This window comes from Pseudomonas sp. PvP009 (assembly GCF_017832995.1).
Lineage (GTDB): Bacteria > Pseudomonadota > Gammaproteobacteria > Pseudomonadales > Pseudomonadaceae > Aquipseudomonas > Aquipseudomonas syringae.
In genome coordinates this window covers 1,299,865-1,323,885 of the sequence record NZ_JAFIBG010000001.1, presented here as the reverse complement: position 1 = coordinate 1,323,885, position 24,021 = coordinate 1,299,865, and the positions used below count along the sequence as shown (strand labels likewise).

Sequence of the window (24,021 nt, the reverse complement as noted above, 5' to 3'; positions counted from 1 at the left end):
TCGCCGCGCTCCGCGTTACCCGTCACAAATATGACAGTCGCATTATTGACGTACATGTCGTCGGTTTCGACGAAAATATAGCCTATATCGGCAACTTTTCCACAGAAAAAGGTCTTATCATCCCGACGCTGCAATATTGACTAAATTCATCCACATTCGTCGTCGCCTGGAGTAACACCATGATATTCAACACAAAAGACTTCGGAGCACTGGGCGACGGCGTCACTGACGATACGGCAGCCATTCAGGCCGCAATCGACGCAGCTGCTGCGGCAGGCGGCGGTGAAGTGGTGATGGGGGCCGGAACGTACGTCGTGTCCGGTGGCGAGGAGCCTTCGGATGGCTGCCTGATGCTCAAGAGCAACGTCACCCTGTCGGGCGCAGGCATGGGCGAGACGATCATCAAGCTCGCGGATGGCTCGGACACCAAGGTGACCGGCATCGTGCGCTCGGCCTACGGCGAAGAAACCCACGACTTCGGCATGAAGAACCTGACGCTGGACGGTAACCGCGACGCCACCACCGGCAAGGTGGACGGCTGGTTCAACGGTTACATTCCAGGCTCTGACGGCAAGGATTCGAACGTCACCCTCGACAGCGTCGAGATCAAGGATTGCTCGGGCTACGGCTTCGACCCGCACGAGCAGACCGTCAACATGGTGATCAAGAACAGCGTGTCGCATGGCAACGGCCTGGATGGCTTCGTAGCCGATTACCTGAGCGACAGCGTGTTTGAAAACAATGTCGCCTATGACAACGATCGTCACGGCTTCAACGTGGTCACCAGCACCCACGACTTCACCCTGAGCAACAACGTTGCCTATGGCAATGGCAGCACCGGCATCGTGGTGCAGCGCGGCAGCGAGAACATCCCCTCGCCCGCCAACATCACCATCACCGGCGGCGCGGTGTATGGCAACGCGGCAGAAGGCGTACTGATCAAGCTGTCCAGCCAGGTTTCGGTCAGCGGCGTGGACATCCACGACAATGGCAACGCCGGCGTGCGCATTTATGGCAGTTCCGGGGTGGATATCTTCGATAACACCCTGAGCAACAACGCGCTGGGTTCAGCGGTTCCGGAAATCATCATTCAGTCCTACGACGACACCACAGGCGTGTCCGGCAAGTTCTTCAGCGGCAGCGACAACCTGATCCGTGGCAACACGATCACCGGCAGTGACAACTCCACCTACGGCATCGCCGAGCGCAACGAAGACGGCACCGACCGCAACAGCATCGTCGGCAACACCATCAGCCACACCAGCAAGGGGCTGACCCTGGTGTATGGAGATGGCAGCTTTGCAGGTGATGCGTTCCCGCTGGTGACCGTCAATGGCACCGAGGGCAACGACGTCATCACCGGTGGCGCGGCCCACGAGCAAATCTTCGGACTGGCCGGCAAGGACACCCTGAACGGCGGGTCGGGTGACGACATCCTGGTCGGCGGTGCCGGGGCCGACAAGCTCACCGGCGGCGCGGGGGCCGACACCTTTCGCTTCGATCAGTTGACCGACAGCTACCGTACGGCGACCACCAGTTCCACCGACCTGGTCACCGACTTCGACATCAGCCAGGACCGCATCGACCTGACCAGCCTGGGCTTCACCGGGCTGGGCAGCGGCAAGGGCGGTACGCTGAACATCAGCTACAACGCCACACTGGACCGCACCTACGTCAAATCACTCGACGCCGATGCCAGCGGCAACCGCTTCGAGCTGGGCTTGAGCGGCAACCTGAAAGACACGCTCAATGCCAGCCACTTCATCTTCCAGCATGTCGTGGAAGGCACGGCGGGCGGCGATACCCTCACCGGCACCGACGGCAATGACGTGCTCAACGGCAATGCCGGTACGGACCGCATCGACGGCGGCGCGGGCGCCGACACGATCACTGGCGGAGCCGATGCCGACACCCTGACCGGTGGCGCAGGCGCGGACCTGTTCATCTACAACTCGCGCCTGGACAGCTATCGCAATTACACCGCCAGCGGCACCAAGCAGAGCGACACGATTACCGACTTCAACCCGGCCGAAGACCGCATCGACCTGTCCAGCATCGGCCTGCGCGGCCTGGGCGATGGCAGCGCCAACACCATTTACCTGTCCGTCAATGCCGACGGCAGCAAGACCTACATCAAGACCGATGCGGTCGACAGCACAGGCAATCGCTTCGAGATCGCCTTGCAAGGCAACCTGGCCGAAAAACTGGGTGCGTCCAACTTCATCTTCTCCACCGCAGCCGCCGCCAATCAGGCGCCAGTCCTCAATACGCCGCTGATGGACCAGAACATCACCGAGCTAAAGGCGTTCTCCTACGCCGTGCAACCCGGCAGCTTCAGCGACCCGGACAGCAACACGCTGACCTACAGCGCCACCCTGGCCGATAACAGCGCCCTGCCCGACTGGTTGAAGTTCGACAGCAAGACCCTGACCTTCAGCGGCACACCGGGCGGCACGGCATCGGGGCTTTACTCGGTATTGCTGACCGCTAGCGACGCGACCGGTGCTTCGGTGGCCGACAGTTTTGCCATCAATGTGGGCAACGTTACGCCGGGGATCCTCACCGGCACCGAGAACGCCGAAGCGCTGTACGGCACCGAAGGCAACGACACGATTCTGGGCCTGGGCGGTGATGACACGCTGCGTGGCGATACCGGCACCGACATCATCAACGGTGGCGCAGGACGCGATGCCCTGTACGGTGGCGCCGATGGCGACACGTTCGTCTACAGCGCACTGACCGACAGCTACCGCGATTACGACGCTGGCGGACTGACCGCCACCGACACGATCTATGACTTCACCCCCGGCCAGGACAAGATAGACGTCTCCGCCCTGGGCTTTCTGGGGCTGGGCAACGGCGAAGATCACACGCTGTACATGACCCTCAACGAAACCGGCGACAAGACCTACATCAAGTCCGCCACAGCGGATGCCGACGGCAATCGCTTCGAAATCGCCCTGAGCGGCAACCTGATCGATACCCTGACCGATGCGGACTTCGTCTTCGGCCAGCGTGAGGCGCAGGAGATTCTCTACCTGCCGACCCTGGGCCAGTCCAATGCGCGCCTGCTGCGCATGACTGAAGACGATAACCAGTCCGGCACCTCGGAAATGGTCAAGGACCTGACCCGCTACACCGATTACGACGTGCGCAGCCAGTTCACCGACGCCAATGGTGATGGCATCGACCTCGCCGTGGGCGGCAGCACCGTGGTCGGCTACTCGACCGGCACTCAGGATGAACAGCGTGTTTCCTGGTGGCTGGTTGACACCGATGAGCCGGGCCCTGCGCTGTTGCGCGCCACCGAGTTGCTCAAGTCGCAACTGGCGTCGCTGACCGCCATAGACAAAGTGACCACCGGGATCATCTGGGGTCAGGGCGAAGAAGCCGCTCAGGAAATCGCCCGCGCCACTGACAAGCAGGCGGCGGCCGACCTGTACAAGGCCTCGACCCTGAAAGTGTTCGACTACTTGCACGCGCAGATCGGCGATTTCACCGTGTACATCGCCGAAACCGGGCACTACCAGGCCGACGCCGCCAAGGCGCGCGGTTACACCGAAGAAAAGATCAACGCCATTGTCGAAGGCGCCGGGTACGTCAGAAGCGTTCAGGAAGCCATTGCCACCGAGCGCGCCGACGTCAAGCTGGCGGTTGACTACACCGACCTGCCCCTGCGTTACGAGGTCAACCCGCTGGTTTACCCCGATGACGTCTGGCACCTGCATGAAGAATCCGCCGAGATCGTCGGCCAGCGTCTGGCCGATTTCATCGCCGATGACCTGGGCTTTCATGGCAACGCCGCTGACAACAACGACCCGGCGGCCATTTTCGAGAGTGGCCAGAACGAAGGCGGCCACATCTTCGGCACCAGTGACGACGACACTCTGGTCGGCAGTTCCGGCAATGACGTGCTGGACGGCGATCAGGGCGCGGATGACATGAGCGGCGGCGATGGCAACGATATCTACGTGGTTGACAACGCTTTCGATACCGTCACCGAAAGCAACGACTCGCCCTCGCAGGTGGACACCGTGGTGTCGTCTGTCAGCTGGACGCTGGGCGCAAACCTGGAAAACCTGCTGCTTACCGGCGTGTCTGCCATCAATGGCACCGGCAACGCCGTGAAAAACGTCATCATCGGCAATGCCAGCAACAACATTCTCGACGGCGCTGCAGGTGCCGACATGCTGACCGGCGGCGATGGGTCGGACAGTTATTATGTCGACGATGCCGCCGACCGGGTGGTCGAGACCAATGCCGATGCAAAAGCGGGCGGCGTGGATACGGTGTACAGCTCGCTGGCCAGCTACACGCTGGGGGCCAATCTGGAAAACATCGTCATCAACAGCAGCGGGGCCGCCAATGCCACCGGCAATGCTCTGGATAACCTGATTTATGCGGGCGCTGGCGACAACGTCATGGACGGGCGTGGCGGCAATGACACCGTGTCGTATCTGTTCGCCACTGCCGGCGTCACCGTTGCGCTGAACACCAGCGCTCAGCAAGCCACCGGCGGTTCGGGCCTGGACACACTGAAGGGCACTGAAAACCTGATCGGCAGCCAGTTTGCCGACACCTTGACCGGCAACAAGAACGCCAACACCCTGAGTGGAGGCGCTGGTAATGACACCTTGTCCGGCGGCGCGGGCGACGACGTGCTGATCGGCGGATCAGGCGCGGATACGCTGATCGGCGGCACCGGTGCAGACCACTACGTGTTCAACGGCAGCAGCGATACGGGCCTGGGCGGACTGCGCGACATCATCAATGGCTTCAAGACAGTCGAAGGCGACAAGCTGGACTTCTCCGGCTTCGATGCCCGCCCGCTGACCGATGGCCACGATGCCTTCGTATTCATCGGCAACGCGGCGTTCAGCGCCAACAACAGTGGTGAACTGCGTTTTGCCGACGGCGTGCTGTACGGCAACATCGATGACAACGTCGGCGCGGACTTCGAAATCCAGCTCACGGGCGTGCAGACGCTGCAGGCCGCCGACATCATTGCCTGATCGTCCCAAAGCACATAACTCATAAACAGCCCTGGAAACGGGGCTGCACCCTCAGAACATCTGCAAGAGCGACCGGGGTGAGTGACATCCCCCACAACCCCGGTCCTTCACCAACGCGTTGCACAAAAACGCGAAGCTTCTGTGCCCCTACCCATAAATTTGTCTTATCCATAAGAGCGCTCTACTCTCAGGCGGGCTGACAGCTGAGCCTGATTCGCAGCTTTATGATGCTGCGATTGAATCGGGATGAGACGTCGAGACTCTTGCCTGCGCCGACCTGCACACGTCGGGTGCGCGGTGCCTCCGGCCCGTTGATGAACACCACCGAACATTTGGCGTCTACTTCACCGTAGTTGTTGACGGTGATTGACCCGGTATCGTGATAGACGTCGTGGGCAACATAATCGATCTTCACGTCCTGGTACTGTTTTTCCACCTCAATGGGGTACGCCAGGGCCGTCACCGGCAACATGACCAGCAGCGCACAACACAGTCGATTCATTCGGCAATCTCCGAGTCGGGATTGTCAGAGTAGAACAATAAGCCCGTATTTAAAGAGGAATTACAGCATGAAAGCGCCCCGCGTGACTCTCGACCAGTGGCGCACATTGCAGGCCGTGGTCGATCACGGTGGTTTTGCTCAGGCCGCCGAAGCGTTGCATCGCTCGCAGTCCTCGGTGAGTTACACCGTGGCGCGCATGCAGGAACAGCTCGGCGTGCCGTTGTTGCGTATCGACGGGCGCAAGGCTGTGCTGACCGAAGCCGGTGGCGTACTGCTGCGCCGCTCGCGGCAACTGGTCAAGCAGGCCAGCCAGCTGGAAGACCTCGCGCACCATATGGAACAGGGCTGGGAAGCCGAAGTGCGCCTGGTGATCGACGCGGCGTACCCTTCGGCACGTTTGGTCAAGGCGCTGACCGCATTCATGCCACAGAGCCGCGGCTGCCGGGTGCGACTGCGTGAAGAAGTGCTCTCCGGCGTCGAAGAGGTCTTGCTCGAAGGCGTGGCGGACCTGGCCATCAGCGGCTACAGCATTGCCGGGCATCTGGGCACCGAGATGAGCTCGGTCGAGTTCGTCGCCGTCGCTCACCCGGACCACGCCCTGCATCAGGCCAATCGCGAGCTGACCTTTCAGGACCTGGAAAGCCAGTTGCAGGTCGTCATCCGTGATTCGGGCAGGCAGCAACCCAGGGACTTCGGCTGGCTGGGTGCGGAACAGCGCTGGACCGTCGGCAGCCTGGGCACCGCCGCGACCTTCGTCAGCAACGGCCTGGGCTTCGCCTGGCTGCCGCGGCACATGATCGAGCGCGAACTGCGCGAAGGCTTGCTCAAGCCCCTGCGCCTGGACAAGGGCGGCAGCCGCAACCCGACCTTCTATCTTTACTCCAGCAAGGACCGGCCGCTGGGCCCGGCGACGCAGATTCTGATCGACCTGATCCGCACCTTCGACACGGCCCCGCTCACACCAGCACTCGGCACGCCGCAAAATGCCTGACAGGCGCAGGCACGTGGCGCTCTTCACTGCATGCAGCACTTCAATCGCACGCGGCTGGAATTCATCGCCAGCAACGCAGTCTGAAATCCTGTGCGGTCCATGGACGTGCAGCCTGATCGCCTGAAGTGCTGCAAACCCGCCAATACGCTGGGCAAAAAAAGCCAAACGTGGTTACCTTGCCGGTCACAGTCGATATCTCTCAATGAAGGACGTGTTGCCACATGCTGAAAAAAATCGCTCTCGCCGCCTGCTCCGTGCTGTTCGCCGCCAACCTGATGGCTGCCCCGGATAAAGCCACGCACGTGGTACTCGACACCAGTTTCGGCCAGATTGAAATCGAACTCGCAGACACCAAGGCGCCGGTCAGCACCCAGAACTTTCTGGGTTATGTCGACAGCGGCTTCTACACCAACACCATCTTTCACCGGGTGATTCCGGGCTTCATGGTGCAGGGCGGTGGCTTCACCCCGCAGATGGTTCAGAAGCAGACCAAGGATCCGATCAAGAACGAAGCCCAGAACGGTTTGCATAACGTGCGTGGCACCATTGCCATGGCGCGTACCTCGGACGTGAACTCGGCCACCAGTCAATTCTTCATCAACACCAATGACAATGCCATGCTCGACAACGGCGCGCGCGACTTCGGTTATGCGGTGTTCGGTAAAGTCGTCAAGGGTATGGACGTCGTCGACAACATCGTCAACGCCCGCACCACTACTCAGAAAGGCATGCAAAACGTGCCAATCGACCCGATCCTGATCAAGTCCGCCAAACGCGTCAACTGATCGGGAAACCTGCACCGCATGAACCCTTGGGCTTCGTGCGGTCCGGACGGGAGAGCCTCCACTTATCAAGGAGAACCCACGTCGCGTGGGTGTGATAGCCAATGCTTTATCGTCGTTTCGAAAAACTGATCGATATCTTCAAAGACGCTCCTACCGCAGCCCCGCCCAATACCGTCTTCGCGTTTTACCTCTACTACCTGCGTCAGGTGTGGCCGACGTTCACTGCGTTGCTGGTGGTCGGCCTGATCGGTGCGTTGATCGAAGTGTCGCTGTTCAGTTACCTGAGCCGCATCATCGACCTGGCGCAAACCACGCCGCCGGAGAATTTCTTCAGCACTCACGCTTCCGAACTGATCTGGATGGTCGTCGTAGCCCTGTTGCTGCGGCCGATTTTCGTCGGCCTGCATGACCTGCTGGTCCACCAGACGATCAGCCCCGGCATGACCAACCTGATTCGCTGGCAGAACCACAGTTACGTGCTCAAGCAGAGCGTCAACTTCTTCCAGAACGACTTCGCCGGGCGTATCGCTCAGCGCATCATGCAGACCGGCAACTCGTTACGTGACTCGGCTGTGCAGTCGGTGGATGCGCTGTGGCATGTGCTGATCTACGCGATCAGCGCAATGGTGCTGTTCGCCGAAGCCGACTGGCGCCTGATGATCCCGCTGGGTACCTGGATCGCGGCGTTCATCCTCTCGCTGATGTATTTCGTGCCGAGGGTCAAGCAGCGCTCGGTGGATTCGTCCGATGCCCGCTCAAGACTGATGGGCCGCATCGTCGACGGCTACACCAACATCACCACGCTCAAGCTGTTCGCCCACACCAACCACGAGCAGCAGTACGCTCGCGAAGCGATGCGCGATCAAACCGAAAAAAGTCAGCTGGCTGGCCGCGTGGTCACCTCGATGGACACCACCATCACCACCATGAACGGCATACTGATCGTCACCACGACCGGTCTGGCGCTTTGGCTGTGGACGCAGTCGATGATTTCGGTGGGTGCGATCGCACTGGCCACTGGTCTGGTCATCCGCATCGTCAACATGTCCGGCTGGATCATGTGGGTGGTCAACGGCATCTTCGAGAACATCGGCACCGTGCAGGACGGCCTGGAAAGTATCTCGCAGCCCGTCACGGTCAATGACAAACCTGGCGCCCTGCCGCTGAAGATCGAAAACGGCGGCGTCCGGTTCGACGGCGTCGATTTCCATTACGGCAATGGCAACGGGATCATTCACAACCTCAACCTGGACATCAGACCGGGTGAGAAGATCGGCCTTATCGGACCTTCCGGCGCGGGCAAGTCGACGCTGGTCAACCTGCTGCTGCGCATGTACGACGTGCAAGGCGGGAGGATCCTCATCGACGGCCAGGATATTTCCGAAATCACCCAGGAAAGCCTGCGGGCGCAGATCGGCATGATTACCCAGGACACCTCGCTGCTGCACCGCTCGATTCGCGAGAACCTGCTGTATGGCAATCCGCACGCAACTGATGAACAGCTCTGGGATTCGATTCACAAGGCGCGCGCCGACGAGTTCATCCCGCTGCTGTCGGACTCCGAAGGTCGCACCGGCTTCGACGCCCATGTCGGTGAGCGCGGCGTCAAGCTGTCCGGCGGTCAACGCCAGCGTATCGCGATCACCCGCGTGCTGCTCAAGGACGCGCCGATCCTGATCATGGACGAAGCCACCTCGGCACTCGACTCGGAAGTCGAAGCAGCGATTCAGGAGAGCCTGGAGACGTTAATGCAAGGCAAGACTGTGATCGCCATCGCGCACCGCCTGTCGACCATCGCACGCATGGATCGCCTGGTGGTTCTGGAGAAAGGCCAGATCGCCGAAACCGGCACGCACAGCGAACTGCTGGCGCATGGCGGGCTGTATGCACGGTTGTGGCAGCATCAGACGGGTGGGTTTGTAGGCGTGGATTGATAGGGCGAGGCTGCCGGCCTCTTCGCGAGCAAGCTCGCTCCCACAAGATCTTCACAAGCCATAAAATCTTCAGGGGCAGTGATCTCCCCGCCACCCCGCCTGCCGGTCAGGTGTACACAGCAGTTGTGTGAGCTTGCTCGCGAAGAGGCCCGTGCAGTCGCTGAATGTCTTCTGGATAGCTGCTCACCTGCCGGTCAGGTGTACACCGAACTTGTGGGAGCGAGCTTGCTCGCGAAGAGGCCCGTGCAGTCGCTGAATGTCTTCTGGGTAGCTGCTCGCCTGCCGGTCAGGTGTACACCGCACTTGTGGGAGCTTGCTCACGAAGGTGCCAGTGCTGTCGCTGGATGTCTTCTGCATAGCTACTCACCTGCAGGTCAGGTGTACACCGCACTTGTGGGAGCGAGCTTGCTCGCGAAGAGGCCAGTGCAGTCGCTGAATGTCTTCTGGGTAGCTGCTCACCTGCCGGTCAGGTGTACACCGCACTTGTGGGAGCGAGCTTGCTCGCGAAGAGGCCCTTGCAGTCGCTGGATGTCTTCTGGATAGCTGCTCACCTGTCGGTCAGGTGTACACAGCAGTTGTGTGAGCTTGCTCACGAAGGTGCCAGTGCAGTCGCTGGATGTCTTCTGGGTAGCTACTCACCTGCAGGTCAGGTGTACACCCCACTTGTGGGAGCGAGCTTGCTCGCGAAGAGGTCAGTGCAGTCGCTGGATGTCTTCTGGATAGCTGCTCACCTGTCGGTCAGGTGTACACCGCACTTGTGGGAGCGAGCTTGCTCGCGAAGAGGTCAGTGCAGTCGCTGAATGTCTTCTGGATAGCTGCTCACCTGCCGGTCAGGTGTACACCGCAATTGTGGGAGCGAGCTTGCTCGCGAAGAGGTCAGTGCAGTCGCTGAATATCTTCTGGCGGGTTACTCCGCCTGCCGATACGGCAGCGCGCTGCGCGCATCCTCGGCATAGGCCATTACGCCGACGCGCTCCTGCTCCAGAAACTCGCTGACCGCGTCTTTCAGGCCTGGGTGCATCAGGTAATGCCACGAACGGGTGATCTGCGGTTCGAAACCGCGGATCAGTTTGTGTTCGCCCTGCGCACCGGCGTCGAAGCGTTGCAGGCCGTGGGCGATGGCGTAGTCCATACCCTGGTAAAAACAGGTTTCGAAATGCAGCCGGTCGAACTCAGCCAGGCAGCCCCAGTAACGCCCATAGAAACTGTCGTCACCGATCAGGCTGAAAGCCATCGCCACAGGCCGTGAGCCCTGCAGCGCGATGACCACTCGGATCGACTCAGGCATGCGCTCGGCCAGCAGGCTGAAGAACTCACGCGTCAGGTAAGGCGCCTGCCCGCGCACCTCGTAGGTATTGGAATAGCACGCATACACGAAGTCCCACAGCACTTCGCTCATCTGCGCGCCTTCGAGCCATTCGAACTCGATGCCCTGCCCGGCCACCTGTTCACGCTCCTTGCGCATCTGTTTGCGCTTGCGCGAACTCAATGCGTCGAGAAAATCCTGGAAATCGCGGTAGCCGCGATTCTGCCAATGAAACTGGCAACCAATCCGTTGCAACCAGCCCGGTTGGGTTTCAAGCAGGGCATCGGCCGCCGGATCGGTAAAGTTCACGTGCGCGCTCGACAGCCCCTCACGTTGCAGGTACGCCGGCAGCTCGCCGAGCAACTCGATGCCACCCTGAGGCGTCGCGGACAGAATCCTCGAACCGCCGACCGGGCTGAAAGGCACGGCGACCAGCAGCTTGGGGTAGTAGGCGATGCCAGCGCGACGGCAGGCGTCTGCCCAGGCGTGATCGAACACGTACTCGCCATACGAATGCCACTTTCGGTAGGCCGGCAACGCCGCCACCAACTGATCGTTTTCGTAGTGCAGCACGTGCTCGGCACGCCAGCCTGATCGTGGGCCGAGGCTGCCGCTGTCCTCCAGCGAGCTGAGAAACGCATGCCGCAGGAATGGCTGATTGCCAGGGACCAGCGCATCCCATTGGGCAGGCGTGACGGTGGCGAGGCTGTCGATTACGTGAACAGGCATGCAGGTTCCCCGATAGGCAGACAGGGTGAAGAATATCCCTTATTGAGCCGTGATGTTCACCGCCTCCGCAATCTGCCTGGAAAGAGTGACCGCGAATTCGTTGATCGCTCGCTCACGCTCACGGGAGATCACGCCAATCTGCTCGATGTACTGCTGATCGGATTGCTCGTCAGGCGGCAACTCATCCAGGGCCACCAGGCGCTGATTGAAAGGCTGCTTGACCGGCTCGAACTCCGGGGCGTAACGAATTTCCAGATAACTCATCCAGAACTCCCGGGCAATCATCGACTGAAAAAACTCAGGGGTGGTTTCGCGATCGATGATTTCGTTGTACGCCGTCTGTAAATCCGCTTCGCTCACCCTGGCAATAGCGCGGAACCACATGGTTCGCGGCTGGCCCGGCAGTTCAAGCCGCGCCTGCAGACCGACGCGATAGGCCAGGCGTACTTCGGCCTCATCGACGCTCTCGCCGCTCGCCTGGCGAAACGCAATCTCGCGCAGGGCAATTTTCTCCACCTGGTCCAGACGGTCCAGACTGCGGGTCATCCTGAACAGCTTGCGTGGCTGCGCAGACGCCGGCGTGGATGACATGATCGAGAAGATCTGGACGCGCACTTCCATGTCGCCAAACACCAATGCCAGTCCATCGCCACACGTCTGCGGGTGCGCAGCAACATCGAAGAGCTGGGCACGCAGCTCGGCGTTTACCGACGCCGCTTCGATCATCGACCAGACCCGCGCAATCAGCTCATCGCGGTTACTTGAAAAGTCGGCCGAGTGTGTCAGATCGCTTAGCATCTGAAAAAAATCCGTGGAGCCGGCACAAGCGCGCAGGTCTTGCCACAGCCTTGTGCGGGTATTGGCCTGCTCACGATTCAGGCCTAAAAGCCACGGCGCACTGTCAGGTCCGGCCTCAACCGGATTGACACTCTGGCTGACACCCCATCGCGGTCGCAGCCTTCCCTCGCGAAACAGCCTGATGCGCTCCAGCGTGGGTGAATTCAACGGATTGCCGTTCAGATGCAAGTGCAGGCGCGAGGAACTGAGGGAGCGCTCGATGTTATCGAGCTCATCGATGGATATTTCCGAGATGCGATTGTCACGCACATCAATACGAATCAGCTCAGACCGAAGCCAGTTCCATGCCGGCAATCTGCTAATGCCGGAGCCGCGCAGAAACAACAGGCGCAGGGAGTTCAGTGCATTGATGGGGACATCCTCGCCGAGCGAGCAAAAATTGAGGTCCAGAATTTCCAGGCGGTTCAGGTTCTGCAACGTCGCGTTGGCGGACTCTGTCCAGATCAGCGGATTGTGGCTGATGGACAGCTCTGCAAGCTGAGGCATTTGCCCTATCGAAGTCGGCAAGGATCGCAGGTCATTGAAGTCCAGGCTCAGCGAACGCAGTCTATTGAAGTTTTTCAGTAATGCATCCGCTTGTGGATCGGTAAGCTGCATGGCGCGGGCTTTCAGCACCGCCACATGGTCGAAGTTGGCCGTGATATCCGGTAGTTCTCCGATACGCAGATTATCCAGATCGAGCGCGTACCCCAAGAAGTCACCTTGAAAGTTTCGGCACTGAACGCTCAAGCGTTTCCAGCAGTCGTGAATGCGCGTCGCGGCAACCTCCCTCGGCCGGCGCATCGAAGAAAAGGGCGTTTCCGCGACCCAAGTGTCCAGGGTAACCTGGAGCGTTCGCAGTTCATCGGCGAGGCTGCTCAGTCTTTGCCGGACGAAAGTCGACAACTCCCTCGCCAGTCCGGTGTGTTCGGCGCGCAACGCGTTCAGGAAACCGGACACCTCTGCATCGGAAAAATCAGGGTATAAGCTTTTTACCGCAAGCTCCGGCGAGTACCTGGACGCGCCGATGCCCAGACGACGAAAGAAACGTCGCAACCGTCCACTCAGGGGGTAGCCAATACGGCCATGGGGCAAGCGTTGCGGCCATTTGATACCCGGCTTGATCAGTTGTAATTGCAGAACGGCAGCCATGCGCTCGCGTCGTTCGACTGCCGTATCGCGCAACAGGCTGCGCAGTTGCAGCTCATCCGCATCAGCGGGCAGCTGGATGTCGAGCCGCACTTGCTCAGGAAGCGCCAGCAACAACGCCCTGAAAAACTGCTGATCCACTTCACCGAGCGACTCGCCCGACGGCTCAAAGCACTGAACACCCTGCTCGGTATTGACCAGCAGCCGGTGCGATGAGGCCTGATCGCTGTCGAGACTGGCTATTTCGTCGCCCTCCAGCGAATCCTTCAACAGATCGATCGAAACATCACCCCGCCAGCCTGGCACGTACTGCAGCATGCCCAGCCCCGCTGCCCGGGTGTCCGGATTATCGGTTACCGCCCGATAGAAGCCTTCGTTGGCGCGGTTTATCCGCAGTTGCTGCTGATACTCGCGGGCATGCTCGGCGAGCCCTAGAGGAATGCGCTTTTCAGTGGTCATTCGCGCTTTGTCTGCATCGCTCGCCATGCCGATGAGTTCGAGCGCCACGCTGCTCGGCAGGCTTTCGAAGTCGCGCTGTATCAGCTGGACATGCGGGTCGTCGCTGCGACCTTTGAGCGCCTGCACGTCATCTAGCAGGCGCCCGATGTGCGTCTGGGCGTAATCGGCCAGATAGCGTTTGAGGCCACGCAGTTGAACGGCCCTGTCGGCACTGTCGCTTCCGCTCAGACGAGCGGCTTCATCGGCGGACAGATTTTCCAGCAATTGACCCAGCACCTCAGTGAGCTGCCCGGTCGGCCCTGTGACATGGGACGACAGCGTCATCTGCGATCCCGCGTTCCACGCTTCCAGCAGCGCGCCTTGGGCGTCGATCAGTAGCAGGCCGCGGGCCTCATGCCAGCGCGGTGATGACACCAGCAGTTTCAGCCACGGTTCAAGATGAGAAACATGGACATCAGCCACATCGGCGGCCTGAAGAGCGTCGATGCAGGCGTGCAACTGCCGTTCTGTTTCAACGCGCTGAATGGCGTCCTTTAGCAAGGCCGGAGGCTGGAGGTTCTCGACATGGACCTGGCGCAACAACGCCTCTTGGGTGCCGGTGATGCGCAGGACTTTCTGAATGTCTTCTTCCGGGAACGCATGATACGTCGGGTTCAGGCGTCTGAAAGCCGTTACCTCGTCCCAACCCATGGGGTTTTCCCATTCATGGCGCCAGGCGCCGGCACCGTTGTGTTTGAGCTTCGGCGCGTACGAACGCTCATTCACCGGATGCCTGACGCGCCATTGGGTGCCGGCGGCATCGGACTCGACGCGATACAGTTTGCCATCCAGTGGCAACCAGGTCTTGCCCTCGTGCTCATAAAGCCCAAGGGCGTTGCTGCTCAGGTTGTCGGGCAACGAAACCGTATGCGCATAGGCATCAATGCTCGGCTTGCCGAGACGTACGGCCCCGTCGACACGCCGTTGCACCAGGCTTTCGATGAACATCGAGGGTTGCAGCCCGTTCACCGCAGCCACGACGCCGCCTGCCACCAGCATCTGTGCAACATTTTCGCCGATGTCGTAGACATGTTGCATGGCGTCTTCGACTTCATCGTGCTTCCAGTCTTCGTAAGCAACGAACGCTTCGCTGGCGAGCTGATAGAGGGCGACCACGGACATGACTTCACCCAGCACCGGCACAAAGAACCCGGCCACGTTGAGCAGGTTCATACCATTGTTTTCAAGGCTTTCGATCAGTGCATCGTGAGCCTGCTGGTCCACCTGAGCGGAAGGCACCGCGATCGCCTTTGAGTCGTCATAGGTTTTGGCCAGCAAATGGTCGTATAGCCGCTCGAATGGCGGCTTCGAGAATGGCTGTGCCTGCACGACCAGGTCGGCGTCGAGGTTCAGCTTGCGATCCCTGGCCGGATACAGCCGCGCGTCCAGTTTGGTAAAAAATGCCGAAGCCTGGCCGAGGCTGACGAAACGGCTGAAGTAGCGTCGATAGTGTTCGCTGCCCAACGCCGTCACCAGCCAGACATTGAAGGCCCGCAACGATGCGAACTGCTTGATCGGATGCGAGGGCTCGGAAGGCAGGTAGACCAGACAAGGACCGTCATCGGGCCTGGCGCCATCCTGCTGTATCAGCAAAGCACCCTGTAACAGCGAGCCGGGGAACGTGTAGGTGTCGAGCATGTGCAGTTGGCAATAACGCACGCCCTTGCCATCCCATCGCGGCTGGTCAACGGACTTCACCATGTCCAGCAGGGTCTGGTACGCCGCTTCAGTGATATCGCCTTTCATCACAGCGATATGCGCAAGCACCTCGACGGCGGCACGCTCGCTGTCCATGAATGCGCTGGCAACCGCTTGCGCAGCCGGGCCTGGCGGTTTGAACACGCTGTCCAGATGGGTCTGATACTGGCGGCCCAGATCCAGCTCATGGCAAAAATCAGCGAACTGTTCGAGATCGATCGCCTGACGGTCCCGGTATTCCACCTTGTAGCGGCGCTGGGCGCTGTCGATCAGCCAGTAGCGCAGGCCACCTGTGCGCAAGATTGCCGAGTAGGGATCGAAGCGGCTTCTGTTGCTCGGAGCGAAGTTCTGCAAGGCCGCCTGGAGCAGAGTCTGCTCAAGCGGGGCCGGGCTCCAGGTGCTGTCATAGCGCCAGGTCATCAGTTGAAACGCTTCAACGTCGAGGTCGAGCTTGAAACGTTCGACAAACGCTTTCGACAGCAAGGGCGCTGCAAACTGCTGCGCTGATAAAAGCCGGTTGCGCATTGGCTCCAGCGCCTGGGCGCAACGGCGTGCGCTTTGCTGGCCGGCGTGCAGCGCCTGGCGCAGTGCCGTAGGCGCGCCCACATACCAGTCTGGCAAGTTGAGCCTGATGAATTCGGTGTTGGCGTGCTCCGCTTCGAACGGCGCCGCGTCCTGCGGTGGAGGCGTTACAGAGGCGTGTGCAACGGACGATTCTATTGTTTCAAAGGGGTTGTATCTGAGGGTGAACATGGTCGATACCGCTAATGGCTTTGTGAATAGCCAATACGATAAAGACCCAACGGCCTGCACATGACATAACGGGATATGACAGGTAGCGCCCGTCTCAAGAGCGCTACCCGTCGAACGCGATCAGCGCTTGCGCAGAATCACGCTGCCGATCGAGTAACCAGCGCCAAACGAACTGAGTACCGCCAGAGCGCCTTGCGGCAAGTCGTCCTGATAGGTGTGAAACGCAATCACCGAGCCCGCCGAACTGGTATTGCCATAGGTGTCGAGAATCACCGGCGCTTCTTCGACGCTGGCGTCGCGGCCCAGCAGCTTCTTGACGATCAGATGGTTCATGCTCAGGTTGGCCTGGTGCAGCCAGAAGCGTCTGACGTCAGTGATGTTGATGCCGTTGTCCTGCAAATGCGCAGCGACCAGCTCGGCGACCATCGGGCACACCTCGCGGAAGACCTTGCGGCCTTCCTGCACGAACAGCTTGTCCGGCGCACTCTGGCCCTCGTCCGAGGTACGGTTGAGGAAACCGAAATTGTTGCGGATGTTGTTGGAAAACTGGGTCAGCAGCCGGGTGCTGACGATATCGAACTGATAAGGCGACGTGGCAAGATCGGCGCGCTCGATCACCACCGCCGTGGCGCCATCACCAAAGATGAAGTGGCTGTCACGGTCACGGAAATTAAGGTGTGCGGTGCAGATTTCCGGGCTGATCACCAGCAAGGCGCGAGCCTGACCCAGTTGCACGCTGTTGCAGGCCGTCTGAATGCCGAAGGTGGCCGACGAACAGGCCACGTTCATGTCAAACCCGTAACCGGCAACGCCCAGCGCTTGCTGAATCTCGATGGAGATTGCCGGATAGGCGCGTTGCAGGTTGGAGCAGGCAACGATTACACCGTCGATGTCGGCAGCGGTTTTGCCGGCGCGTTGCAGCGCCTGTCTGGCGGCAGCTACACCCATCTCACAGAGGATCGACCATTCGTCATTGCTGCGCTCCGGCAGGTTGGGCTTCATGCGCTGCGGATCGAGAATGCCCTCCTTGTCCATGACGAAGCGGCTTTTGATACCCGAAGCCTTTTCGATGAAAGCGGCGCTGGACTCACTCAGCGTCTGCACGTCGCCACGTTCGATAGCGGCGGCATTATCGCTGTTGAACTGTGCAACATAGGCATTGAAAGACTGCACCAGCTCTTCGTTGGAGATGCTGTTGGCCGGGGTAAACAGGCCTGTGCCGCTGATGACGACGTTGTGCACGGTCGTTCCTCTCTTATTGAGTTGCAGGTAATGACCTGCTCACGCACGGCAACTGAAGGCCCACTGCTTTTTGGGACCTGCGTACCAGTGCGACTGTAAAAGCTGCCCGTAACCGGGAGCAGCATTTCATGACACGGTGAAGACAGGCGCGGAGTGTGCCACAGAGCCCGGTTTTGGCGCTATCGGGCCAATGAATATAGGCACGATAGACGCCTTTTACTTCGTGACAGGAAGCAGCGGATCAGCTCTCCACCTGACTCCACTGCTTGCTCAACCGTTTGTCCGACACGGGCATTTTCGTGCCCAGTTGCTGGGCGAACAGCGAGACGCGGTATTCCTCCATCCACCAACGGTACAGCGCCAGTTCCGGGTCGCGCTTGCCTTCTTGCGCGTGCTTGTCGGCGCGTGCCTGGTATTGCGTCCACAGACCTGCCAGCTCGATGCTCCACACCCGGTCCTTCTGCACCTGAGACGGCAGTTTTTCCAGACGCATCTCGATGGCCTTCAGATAACGCGGCAGCTCCTTGAGCCATACCGCCGGGGTCTCGCGGACGAATCCGGGGTACACCAGCTTGCTCAGTTGCGCCTTGATATCGTTGAGCGCCACCGCCTGGGACAGGTCGATCTTGCCTTTGAAGCGCTTTTGCAGACCGTGCCACAGCTTGAGAATTTCCAGCGTCAGCTTCGCGAGCCGCTCGGCATGCTCGGTCCAGTCGGCGCGCTTGCGCTCAGCCAGCGACAGCAGGCCGGCACCGTCGCGCGGCAACTCGGCTTCACCTTCCAGCACGCAACTGTCGAGGCTGGCCAGCAGGATGTCTTCGATCAACGCATCGATGCGCCCCAGCTCGCGATGAAGCAAGGCCAGTTCGGTCTGCCCCGGCAATTTGTTGCGCAGAAACTTGGCGGGTTCGGCCAACTGCTGCAACAGCAAACGCTGCAAGGCGCGGCGATGCTGATACTCGGCCTCGGCCTGGGTCGAGAAACGGCCTTCCTTGACCGCTCCGCCCTCTTCGACCAGCGCCGGATAAACCGTCATCGACAGCCCGGCGATGTTCTGCTGGGTTTTCTGCGCCACCGCAGCGAAGGCCTTGGCCTGCACGGGCTGCTGGCTTTTTGCGGTTTGCGGCACGGCCAGCGCGGCCTGACTCGCCTCGGCAAAGCGCGCCGTCAGCTCGGCCAGATCGCGCCCCTCACCGAGAAACTTGCCGCTGCCATCGACGATTTCCAGATTCATCTTCAGATGACCTTCAAGCTGCTGTGCCGCCTCGGCCCAGGCTTCGTCACTGACCCTTACACCAGTCATGCGCAGCAGTTCACGGCCCAGCGCCTGAGGCAATGAACCCTCGCCGAAGGTAATGCGCTGCAACGCCGCCTTGATGAAATCCGGGACCGGCACGAAGTTCTTGCGCACCGCCTTGGGCAGGTTGCGGACCAGCGCAATGCACTTGGTCTCGAGTAACCCCGGCACCAGCCATTCAAGACGCTCGGCAGGCAGCGACAGCAACAACGGCGCGGGAACGCGTAAAGTCACGCCGTCACGCGGGTGATTGGGTTCGAAGTGGTAGCTCAGCGACAGGCTCAGGTCGCCCAGCCGCAGGGTGTCCGGATATTGCGCGGCGGTGACTTCGCTGGCCTCGCGCGCCAGTACGTCCTCTTCGCGCATGATCAACAGCTGTGGATTCTTCTGGCTTTCGGTTTTGTACCAGCTGTCGAAGGTGGCCGTCTGATGAATCTCGGCCGGAATGCGTGCTTCGTAGAAGCTGTACAGGGTGTCTTCGTCAGCCAGAATATCGCGGCGTCGAGCCTTGGCTTCCAGCTCGTCGAGCTGTTCCAGCAAGCGGGTATTGGCGCTCAGGCACTTGGCCCGTGACAGGATATCGCCACGCACCAGGCCTTCACGAATGAACAGCTCGCGCGAAACCACCGGGTCGATAGGTCCGAAATGCACCGGGCGACGGCCCACCACGATCAGGCCAAACAGCGTGATCTGTTCGAACGCCACGACCTGCCCGCGCTTCTTCTCCCAGTGCGGCTCGAAGTGGTTTTTCTTGATCAGGTGGCCGGCCAGCGGCTCGATCCAGTCCGAATCGATCTTGGCGACCATGCGCGCGTACAGTTTGGTGGTTTCCACCAGTTCGGCGGTCATCAACCACTGTGGACGCTTCTTGCCCAATCCGGAGGAAGGGTGAATCCAGAAGCGCCGCTGTCGTGCGCCGAGGTAATCGCCCTCGTCGGCCTTTTGCCCGATCTGACTCAGCAGACCGGAAAGAATGGCCTTGTGAAACTTAGGGTAATCGGCCGGCTCTTTGTTGACCGTCAGTTGCAGGTCGCGACAGATCAGGCTCAATTGCCGATGGGAATCGCGCCATTCACGCAGGCGCAGGTAATTCAGGAAATTGCGCCGGCACCAGTTACGCAACGGGCTGGCAGTCAGGGTCTGGCGCTGCTCTTCGAAGCCGCGCCACAGATTGACCATCCCGGCGAAGTCCGAGTCGGCGTCCTTCCATTGCGCGTGAGCCTGATCCGCAGCCTGCTGACGCTCGGGCGGGCGCTCGCGCACGTCCTGTACTGACATGGCGCTGGCGACGATCAGCACTTCCTGCAGGCTGCCCTGCTTCGCCGCTTCCAGCAGCATGCGGCCCATGCGCGGGTCCACCGGCAGACGCGCCAGTTGGCGGCCCAGCGGGGTCAGCTGATTCTCGCGGTTGACCGCCGAGAGCTCCTGCAACAGGTTGAAACCGTCGCTGATCGCCTTGCCGTCCGGCGGCTCGATGAACGGGAAGTCGGTGATCTCGCCCAGGCGCAGGTGCAGCATCTGCAGGATGACCGCGGCCAGGTTGGTGCGCAGGATCTCGGGGTCGGTGAATTCCGGCCGACCGTTGAAATCCTCTTCACTGTACAGACGCACGCACAGGCCGGGCTCGACCCGTCCGCAACGGCCTTTGCGCTGGTTGGCACTGGCCTGGGACACCGCCTCGATCGGCAGGCGCTGGACCTTGGCGCGATAGCTGTAGCGACTGATGCGCGCCGTACCGGTGTCGATCACGTAACGGATGCCCGGCACAGTCAGCGAGGTTTCAGCGACGTTGGTAGCCAGTACAACGCGACGACCAGGGTGCGATTGAAAGATACGCTGCTGCTCGGCCGGCGAGAGGCGCGCGTAAAGCGGCAGAATCTCGGTGTGCCTGAGCTGCGCCTTGCGCAGCACCTCGGCGGCATCGCGGATCTCGCGCTCGCCAGGCAGGAACACCAACACATCGCCTGGGCTCTTGCGCTCGCTGCGCTCGAAGGCCGCCAGTTCGTCCAGCGTGGCCAGAATCGCCTGATCGACGGTCAGGTCATCTTCAACGCTGTTGCCGTCTTCGTCCTGCTCGCTGGTCAGCGGGCGATACCAGACGTCCACGGGGAAGGTACGCCCGGACACTTCGATCACCGGCGCATCGTTGAAGTGCTCGGAAAAGCGCTGCAGGTCGATGGTCGCGGAAGTGATGATGACCTTAAGGTCCGGACGACGCGGCAGCAGGGTCTTCAGATAACCCAGCAGGAAATCGATGTTCAGGCTGCGTTCGTGGGCTTCGTCGACGATGATCGTGTCATAGCGCTCGAGAAAGCGGTCGTGCTGGGTTTCGGCCAGCAGAATACCGTCGGTCATCAGCTTGATCAGGGTGTTGCTGTCGCTCTGGTCCTCGAAACGCACCTGATAGCCGACCAGCGCACCGAGCGGCGTACCGATTTCCTCGGCAACCCGGCTGGCCACGCTGCGGGCGGCGATCCGGCGCGGCTGGGTATGACCGATCAGACCGTGCTGACCGCGACCGATTTCAAGGCAGATCTTCGGCAACTGGGTGGTCTTCCCGGAGCCAGTCTCGCCGGCAATGATCAGCACCTGGTGCTTGAGCAGCGCATCCTTGATCTCGTCACGCTTGGCCGCGATGGGCAGGTTATCGTCGTAACGAATCGCCGGCACACTTTCACGCCGCGCAGTGACCTGCGCACAGGATGCCTGCACGCGCGCAACCCACTGCGCCAGCTTCGCCTCGTCGGGCTTTTTGCGCAGGTCGTGCAACTGACGGCGCAGACGATGACGTTCGCTGATCATCGCTTGGTCGAGGTTTTTCAGAAGTTGGTCGATAGAGGGCGATTCGTCGGTCATCAGGCGCGCAGGGTCTTTTTTCAAATGGCAGATGCGGATTGTCGCAGATTGCGGTGGGTCGTGACGATGGTCTGAGGATTGGGCAGTACGCAGTATCATCCACTGGACTCCCCCTGGCGCTCAGATCCATGCACAAATCTGACTGCCTATCGTGCCAATGCTCCGCGTTGGCATGCAGTTCGTGACGCTCTGCGTCACAAATCTTCAGTCTGGCGAGACCGCGCGCATAAACGAAACTCTGGCTTTAGTGGTGCCGGCATCTGGTACAGCCCGAAGCAGGCGTCAGCGCTTTAGCGTGTGACGCAGAGCGTCACGAAAGGCATTCCCACGCGGAGCGTGAGGAACGAGAGGTGTCCGGGAGAACACTCTCGTGAAGATGTGCCTGGCGTGGGAATGAACGTCAATCCGGTTTCGGGCCTGCTCTTACTTCTTCACACCCAGTTTCTTCAATTCCTCATCACGCAACTCGCGACGCAGGATCTTGCCGACGTTGGTGGTTGGCAGCACGTCGCGGAATTCGACGCTGCGCGGTACTTTGTAGCCGGTCAGGTTGGCGCGCATGTGCTCCATGACCTTGTCCTTGGTCAGGGTAACGCCCGGTTTGGCCACCACGAAAACCTTGATGGTCTCGCCCGACTTCTCGTCCGGGACGCCGATCGCCGCGCACTGAAGCACGCCGGGAAGTGTCGCCAGTACGTCTTCCAGTTCGTTGGGGTACACGTTGAAACCGGAGATCAGGATCATGTCTTTCTTGCGATCGACAATCCGGATATAGCCGTCAGGCTGGATGATCGCGATGTCGCCGGTCTTCAGCCAGCCTTCGCTGTCGATCATTTCATCGGTCGCTTCCTGGCGCTGCCAGTAGCCTTTCATGACCTGCGGCCCCTTGATGCACAGCTCGCCGGTTTCACCGAACGCCAGCTCGTTGCCCGCATCGTCGATGACCTTGCACAGGGTCGACGGTACCGGAATACCGATGCTGCCCATCTGCACGTACTGAGAAGGATTGACCGTGGCCACCGGGCTGGTCTCGGTCATGCCGTAGCCTTCGCAGACCTGACAGCCCGTCACCTGCTTCCAGCGCTCGGCAGCGGCCTGCTGCAAGGCCATGCCGCCGGACAAGGTGACCTTCAACGCCGAGAAATCGAGGTTGCGGAAGCCTTCGCTATTGCACAGGGCCACGAACAGCGTGTTAAGGCCGACAAAGCCGCTGAACTTCCATTTCGACAGCTCCTTGACCATGGCCGGCAGGTCACGCGGGTTGCTGATCAGGATGTTGTGATTACCGAGCAGCATCATCGCCATGCAATGAAAGGTGAAGGCATAGATATGGTAAAGCGGCAGCGGCGTGATGATGATTTCACAGCCTTCGCCCAGATTTGACGCCATCAGCGCCCGGCATTGCAGCATGTTGGCGATCAGGTTGCGGTGCGTGAGCATTGCCCCCTTGGCCACGCCGGTAGTGCCGCCGGTGTACTGCAGCACGGCAACATCGGCGCTGCCAGGCGACACCTCGGTCACTGGCTGCCCACGGCCCTTGCCAAGTACATCGTTGAATTTGACGGCCTTGGGCAAGTGATAGGCCGGGACCATTTTCTTCACGTACTTGATGACGCTGTTGATCAGCAAGCGCTTGAACGGTGACAGCATGTCGGCCACTTCGGTGACAATCACCTGCCTGATCTGCGTCTTGGGTACGACCTTCTCGGCCAGGTGGGCCATGTTTGCCAGGCACACCAGCGCCTTGGCACCGGAGTCGTTGAACTGGTGTTCCATTTCCCGCGCGGTGTACAGCGGGTTGGTGTTGACCACGATCAGCCCGGCGCGAATCGCGCCAAAGACGGCAATCGGGTACTGCAATACGTTGGGTAGCTGCACGGCGATACGGTCACCCGGCTGCAGGTCGGTATGTTGCTGAATCCAGGCGGCAAACGCGCCGGACAACTCATATAGTTCGCCGTAGGTGATGGTCTTGCCCAGGTTGCTGAACGCCGGCTTGTCGGCGAAGCGCTGGCAGGACTGCTTCAGGACCGCCTGGACGTTAGGGTACTCGTCGGGGTTGATATCGGCAGGGATACCGGACGGGTACTTGTCCTTCCAGAAGTTATCAATCATTCAGTCGGCTCCGTAGCGATAGCGAATTCTTCACATCGCCTGAAGCGATGATTTTCTTGTGCTTGGAATTATGCAGTAGACGCTTTTTCCGCTTTATGACTGATCAAAAAGCGCGCCGAGAGTAGCAGCTTTGCCAAAGGCCGACTAGAGGCATAAGAAGGCCCGACAGTCACCAGCAAGACCAGAAAACCATATCTGGTCACTTTTAATGCATTTAATAAAACCTCATCACTGCCTCAAAAGCACCGGACCAGAGCGGTCCCTCAGCATAATCGCCTGTTTCCGGAAAAAATCGACCCCGTTTGCAGCGATCTGCA

10 protein-coding genes are annotated in these 24,021 nt (G+C 60.3%); 4 read left to right on the top strand and 6 right to left on the bottom strand.

From position 1 onward, the window contains the following. Positions 1-179 precede the first annotated feature (179 nt). Positions 180-5,012 (top strand): glycosyl hydrolase family 28-related protein, encoded by a 4,833-nt coding sequence (locus tag JOE29_RS25645; protein ID WP_210078997.1) that lies wholly within the window; start codon positions 180-182, stop codon positions 5,010-5,012. A gap of 187 nt (positions 5,013-5,199) precedes the next feature. On the opposite strand, the gene JOE29_RS05815 is transcribed toward JOE29_RS25645, so the two are convergent. Further along, positions 5,200-5,514, bottom strand: a complete 315-nt coding sequence (locus JOE29_RS05815; RefSeq protein ID WP_003314461.1) for a hypothetical protein — start codon at positions 5,512-5,514, stop codon at positions 5,200-5,202. Between the two features lie 67 nt (positions 5,515-5,581). Here JOE29_RS05815 and JOE29_RS05810 point away from each other — a divergent pair, with 67 nt between their 5' ends. The 3 genes from JOE29_RS05810 (at position 5,582) to JOE29_RS05800 (ending at position 9,224) form a co-directional block, all read left to right on the top strand. Next, complete coding sequence (locus JOE29_RS05810; RefSeq protein ID WP_003425560.1) at positions 5,582-6,505, top strand: LysR family transcriptional regulator; 924 nt, start codon at positions 5,582-5,584, stop codon at positions 6,503-6,505. A gap of 221 nt (positions 6,506-6,726) precedes the next feature. Continuing rightward, positions 6,727-7,290, top strand: a complete 564-nt coding sequence (locus JOE29_RS05805; protein WP_003314459.1) for a peptidylprolyl isomerase — start codon at positions 6,727-6,729, stop codon at positions 7,288-7,290. Positions 7,291-7,391: 101 nt separating this feature from the next. Beyond that, on the top strand, positions 7,392-9,224 hold the full coding sequence (locus tag JOE29_RS05800) for an ABC transporter ATP-binding protein (RefSeq protein WP_210078994.1): 1,833 nt from the start codon (positions 7,392-7,394) through the stop codon (positions 9,222-9,224). A gap of 907 nt (positions 9,225-10,131) precedes the next feature. On the opposite strand, the gene JOE29_RS05795 is transcribed toward JOE29_RS05800, so the two are convergent. The 5 genes from JOE29_RS05795 to fadD1 all read right to left on the bottom strand — a co-directional run bounded on the left by JOE29_RS05795 (position 10,132) and on the right by fadD1 (position 23,704). Beyond that, positions 10,132-11,259: a GNAT family N-acetyltransferase gene (locus JOE29_RS05795; RefSeq protein ID WP_016568774.1), complete on the bottom strand. Its 1,128-nt coding sequence runs from the start codon at positions 11,257-11,259 to the stop codon at positions 10,132-10,134. 39 nt (positions 11,260-11,298) lie between these two features. Beyond that, the gene (locus JOE29_RS05790; protein ID WP_210078992.1) at positions 11,299-16,194 is read right to left on the bottom strand and encodes an NEL-type E3 ubiquitin ligase domain-containing protein; all 4,896 of its coding nucleotides are present in this window, start codon (positions 16,192-16,194) and stop codon (positions 11,299-11,301) included. Between the two features lie 120 nt (positions 16,195-16,314). Further along, positions 16,315-17,436, bottom strand: coding sequence for a beta-ketoacyl-ACP synthase III (locus JOE29_RS05785; protein ID WP_044312049.1), 1,122 nt, complete (start codon positions 17,434-17,436; stop codon positions 16,315-16,317). Positions 17,437-17,677: 241 nt separating this feature from the next. Next, the gene (gene hrpA / locus JOE29_RS05780) at positions 17,678-21,589 is read right to left on the bottom strand and encodes an ATP-dependent RNA helicase HrpA (RefSeq protein ID WP_210080000.1); all 3,912 of its coding nucleotides are present in this window, start codon (positions 21,587-21,589) and stop codon (positions 17,678-17,680) included. Positions 21,590-22,012: 423 nt separating this feature from the next. Next, complete coding sequence (fadD1, locus tag JOE29_RS05775) at positions 22,013-23,704, bottom strand: long-chain-fatty-acid--CoA ligase FadD1 (protein ID WP_024649270.1); 1,692 nt, start codon at positions 23,702-23,704, stop codon at positions 22,013-22,015. Positions 23,705-24,021: the final 317 nt, after the last annotated feature.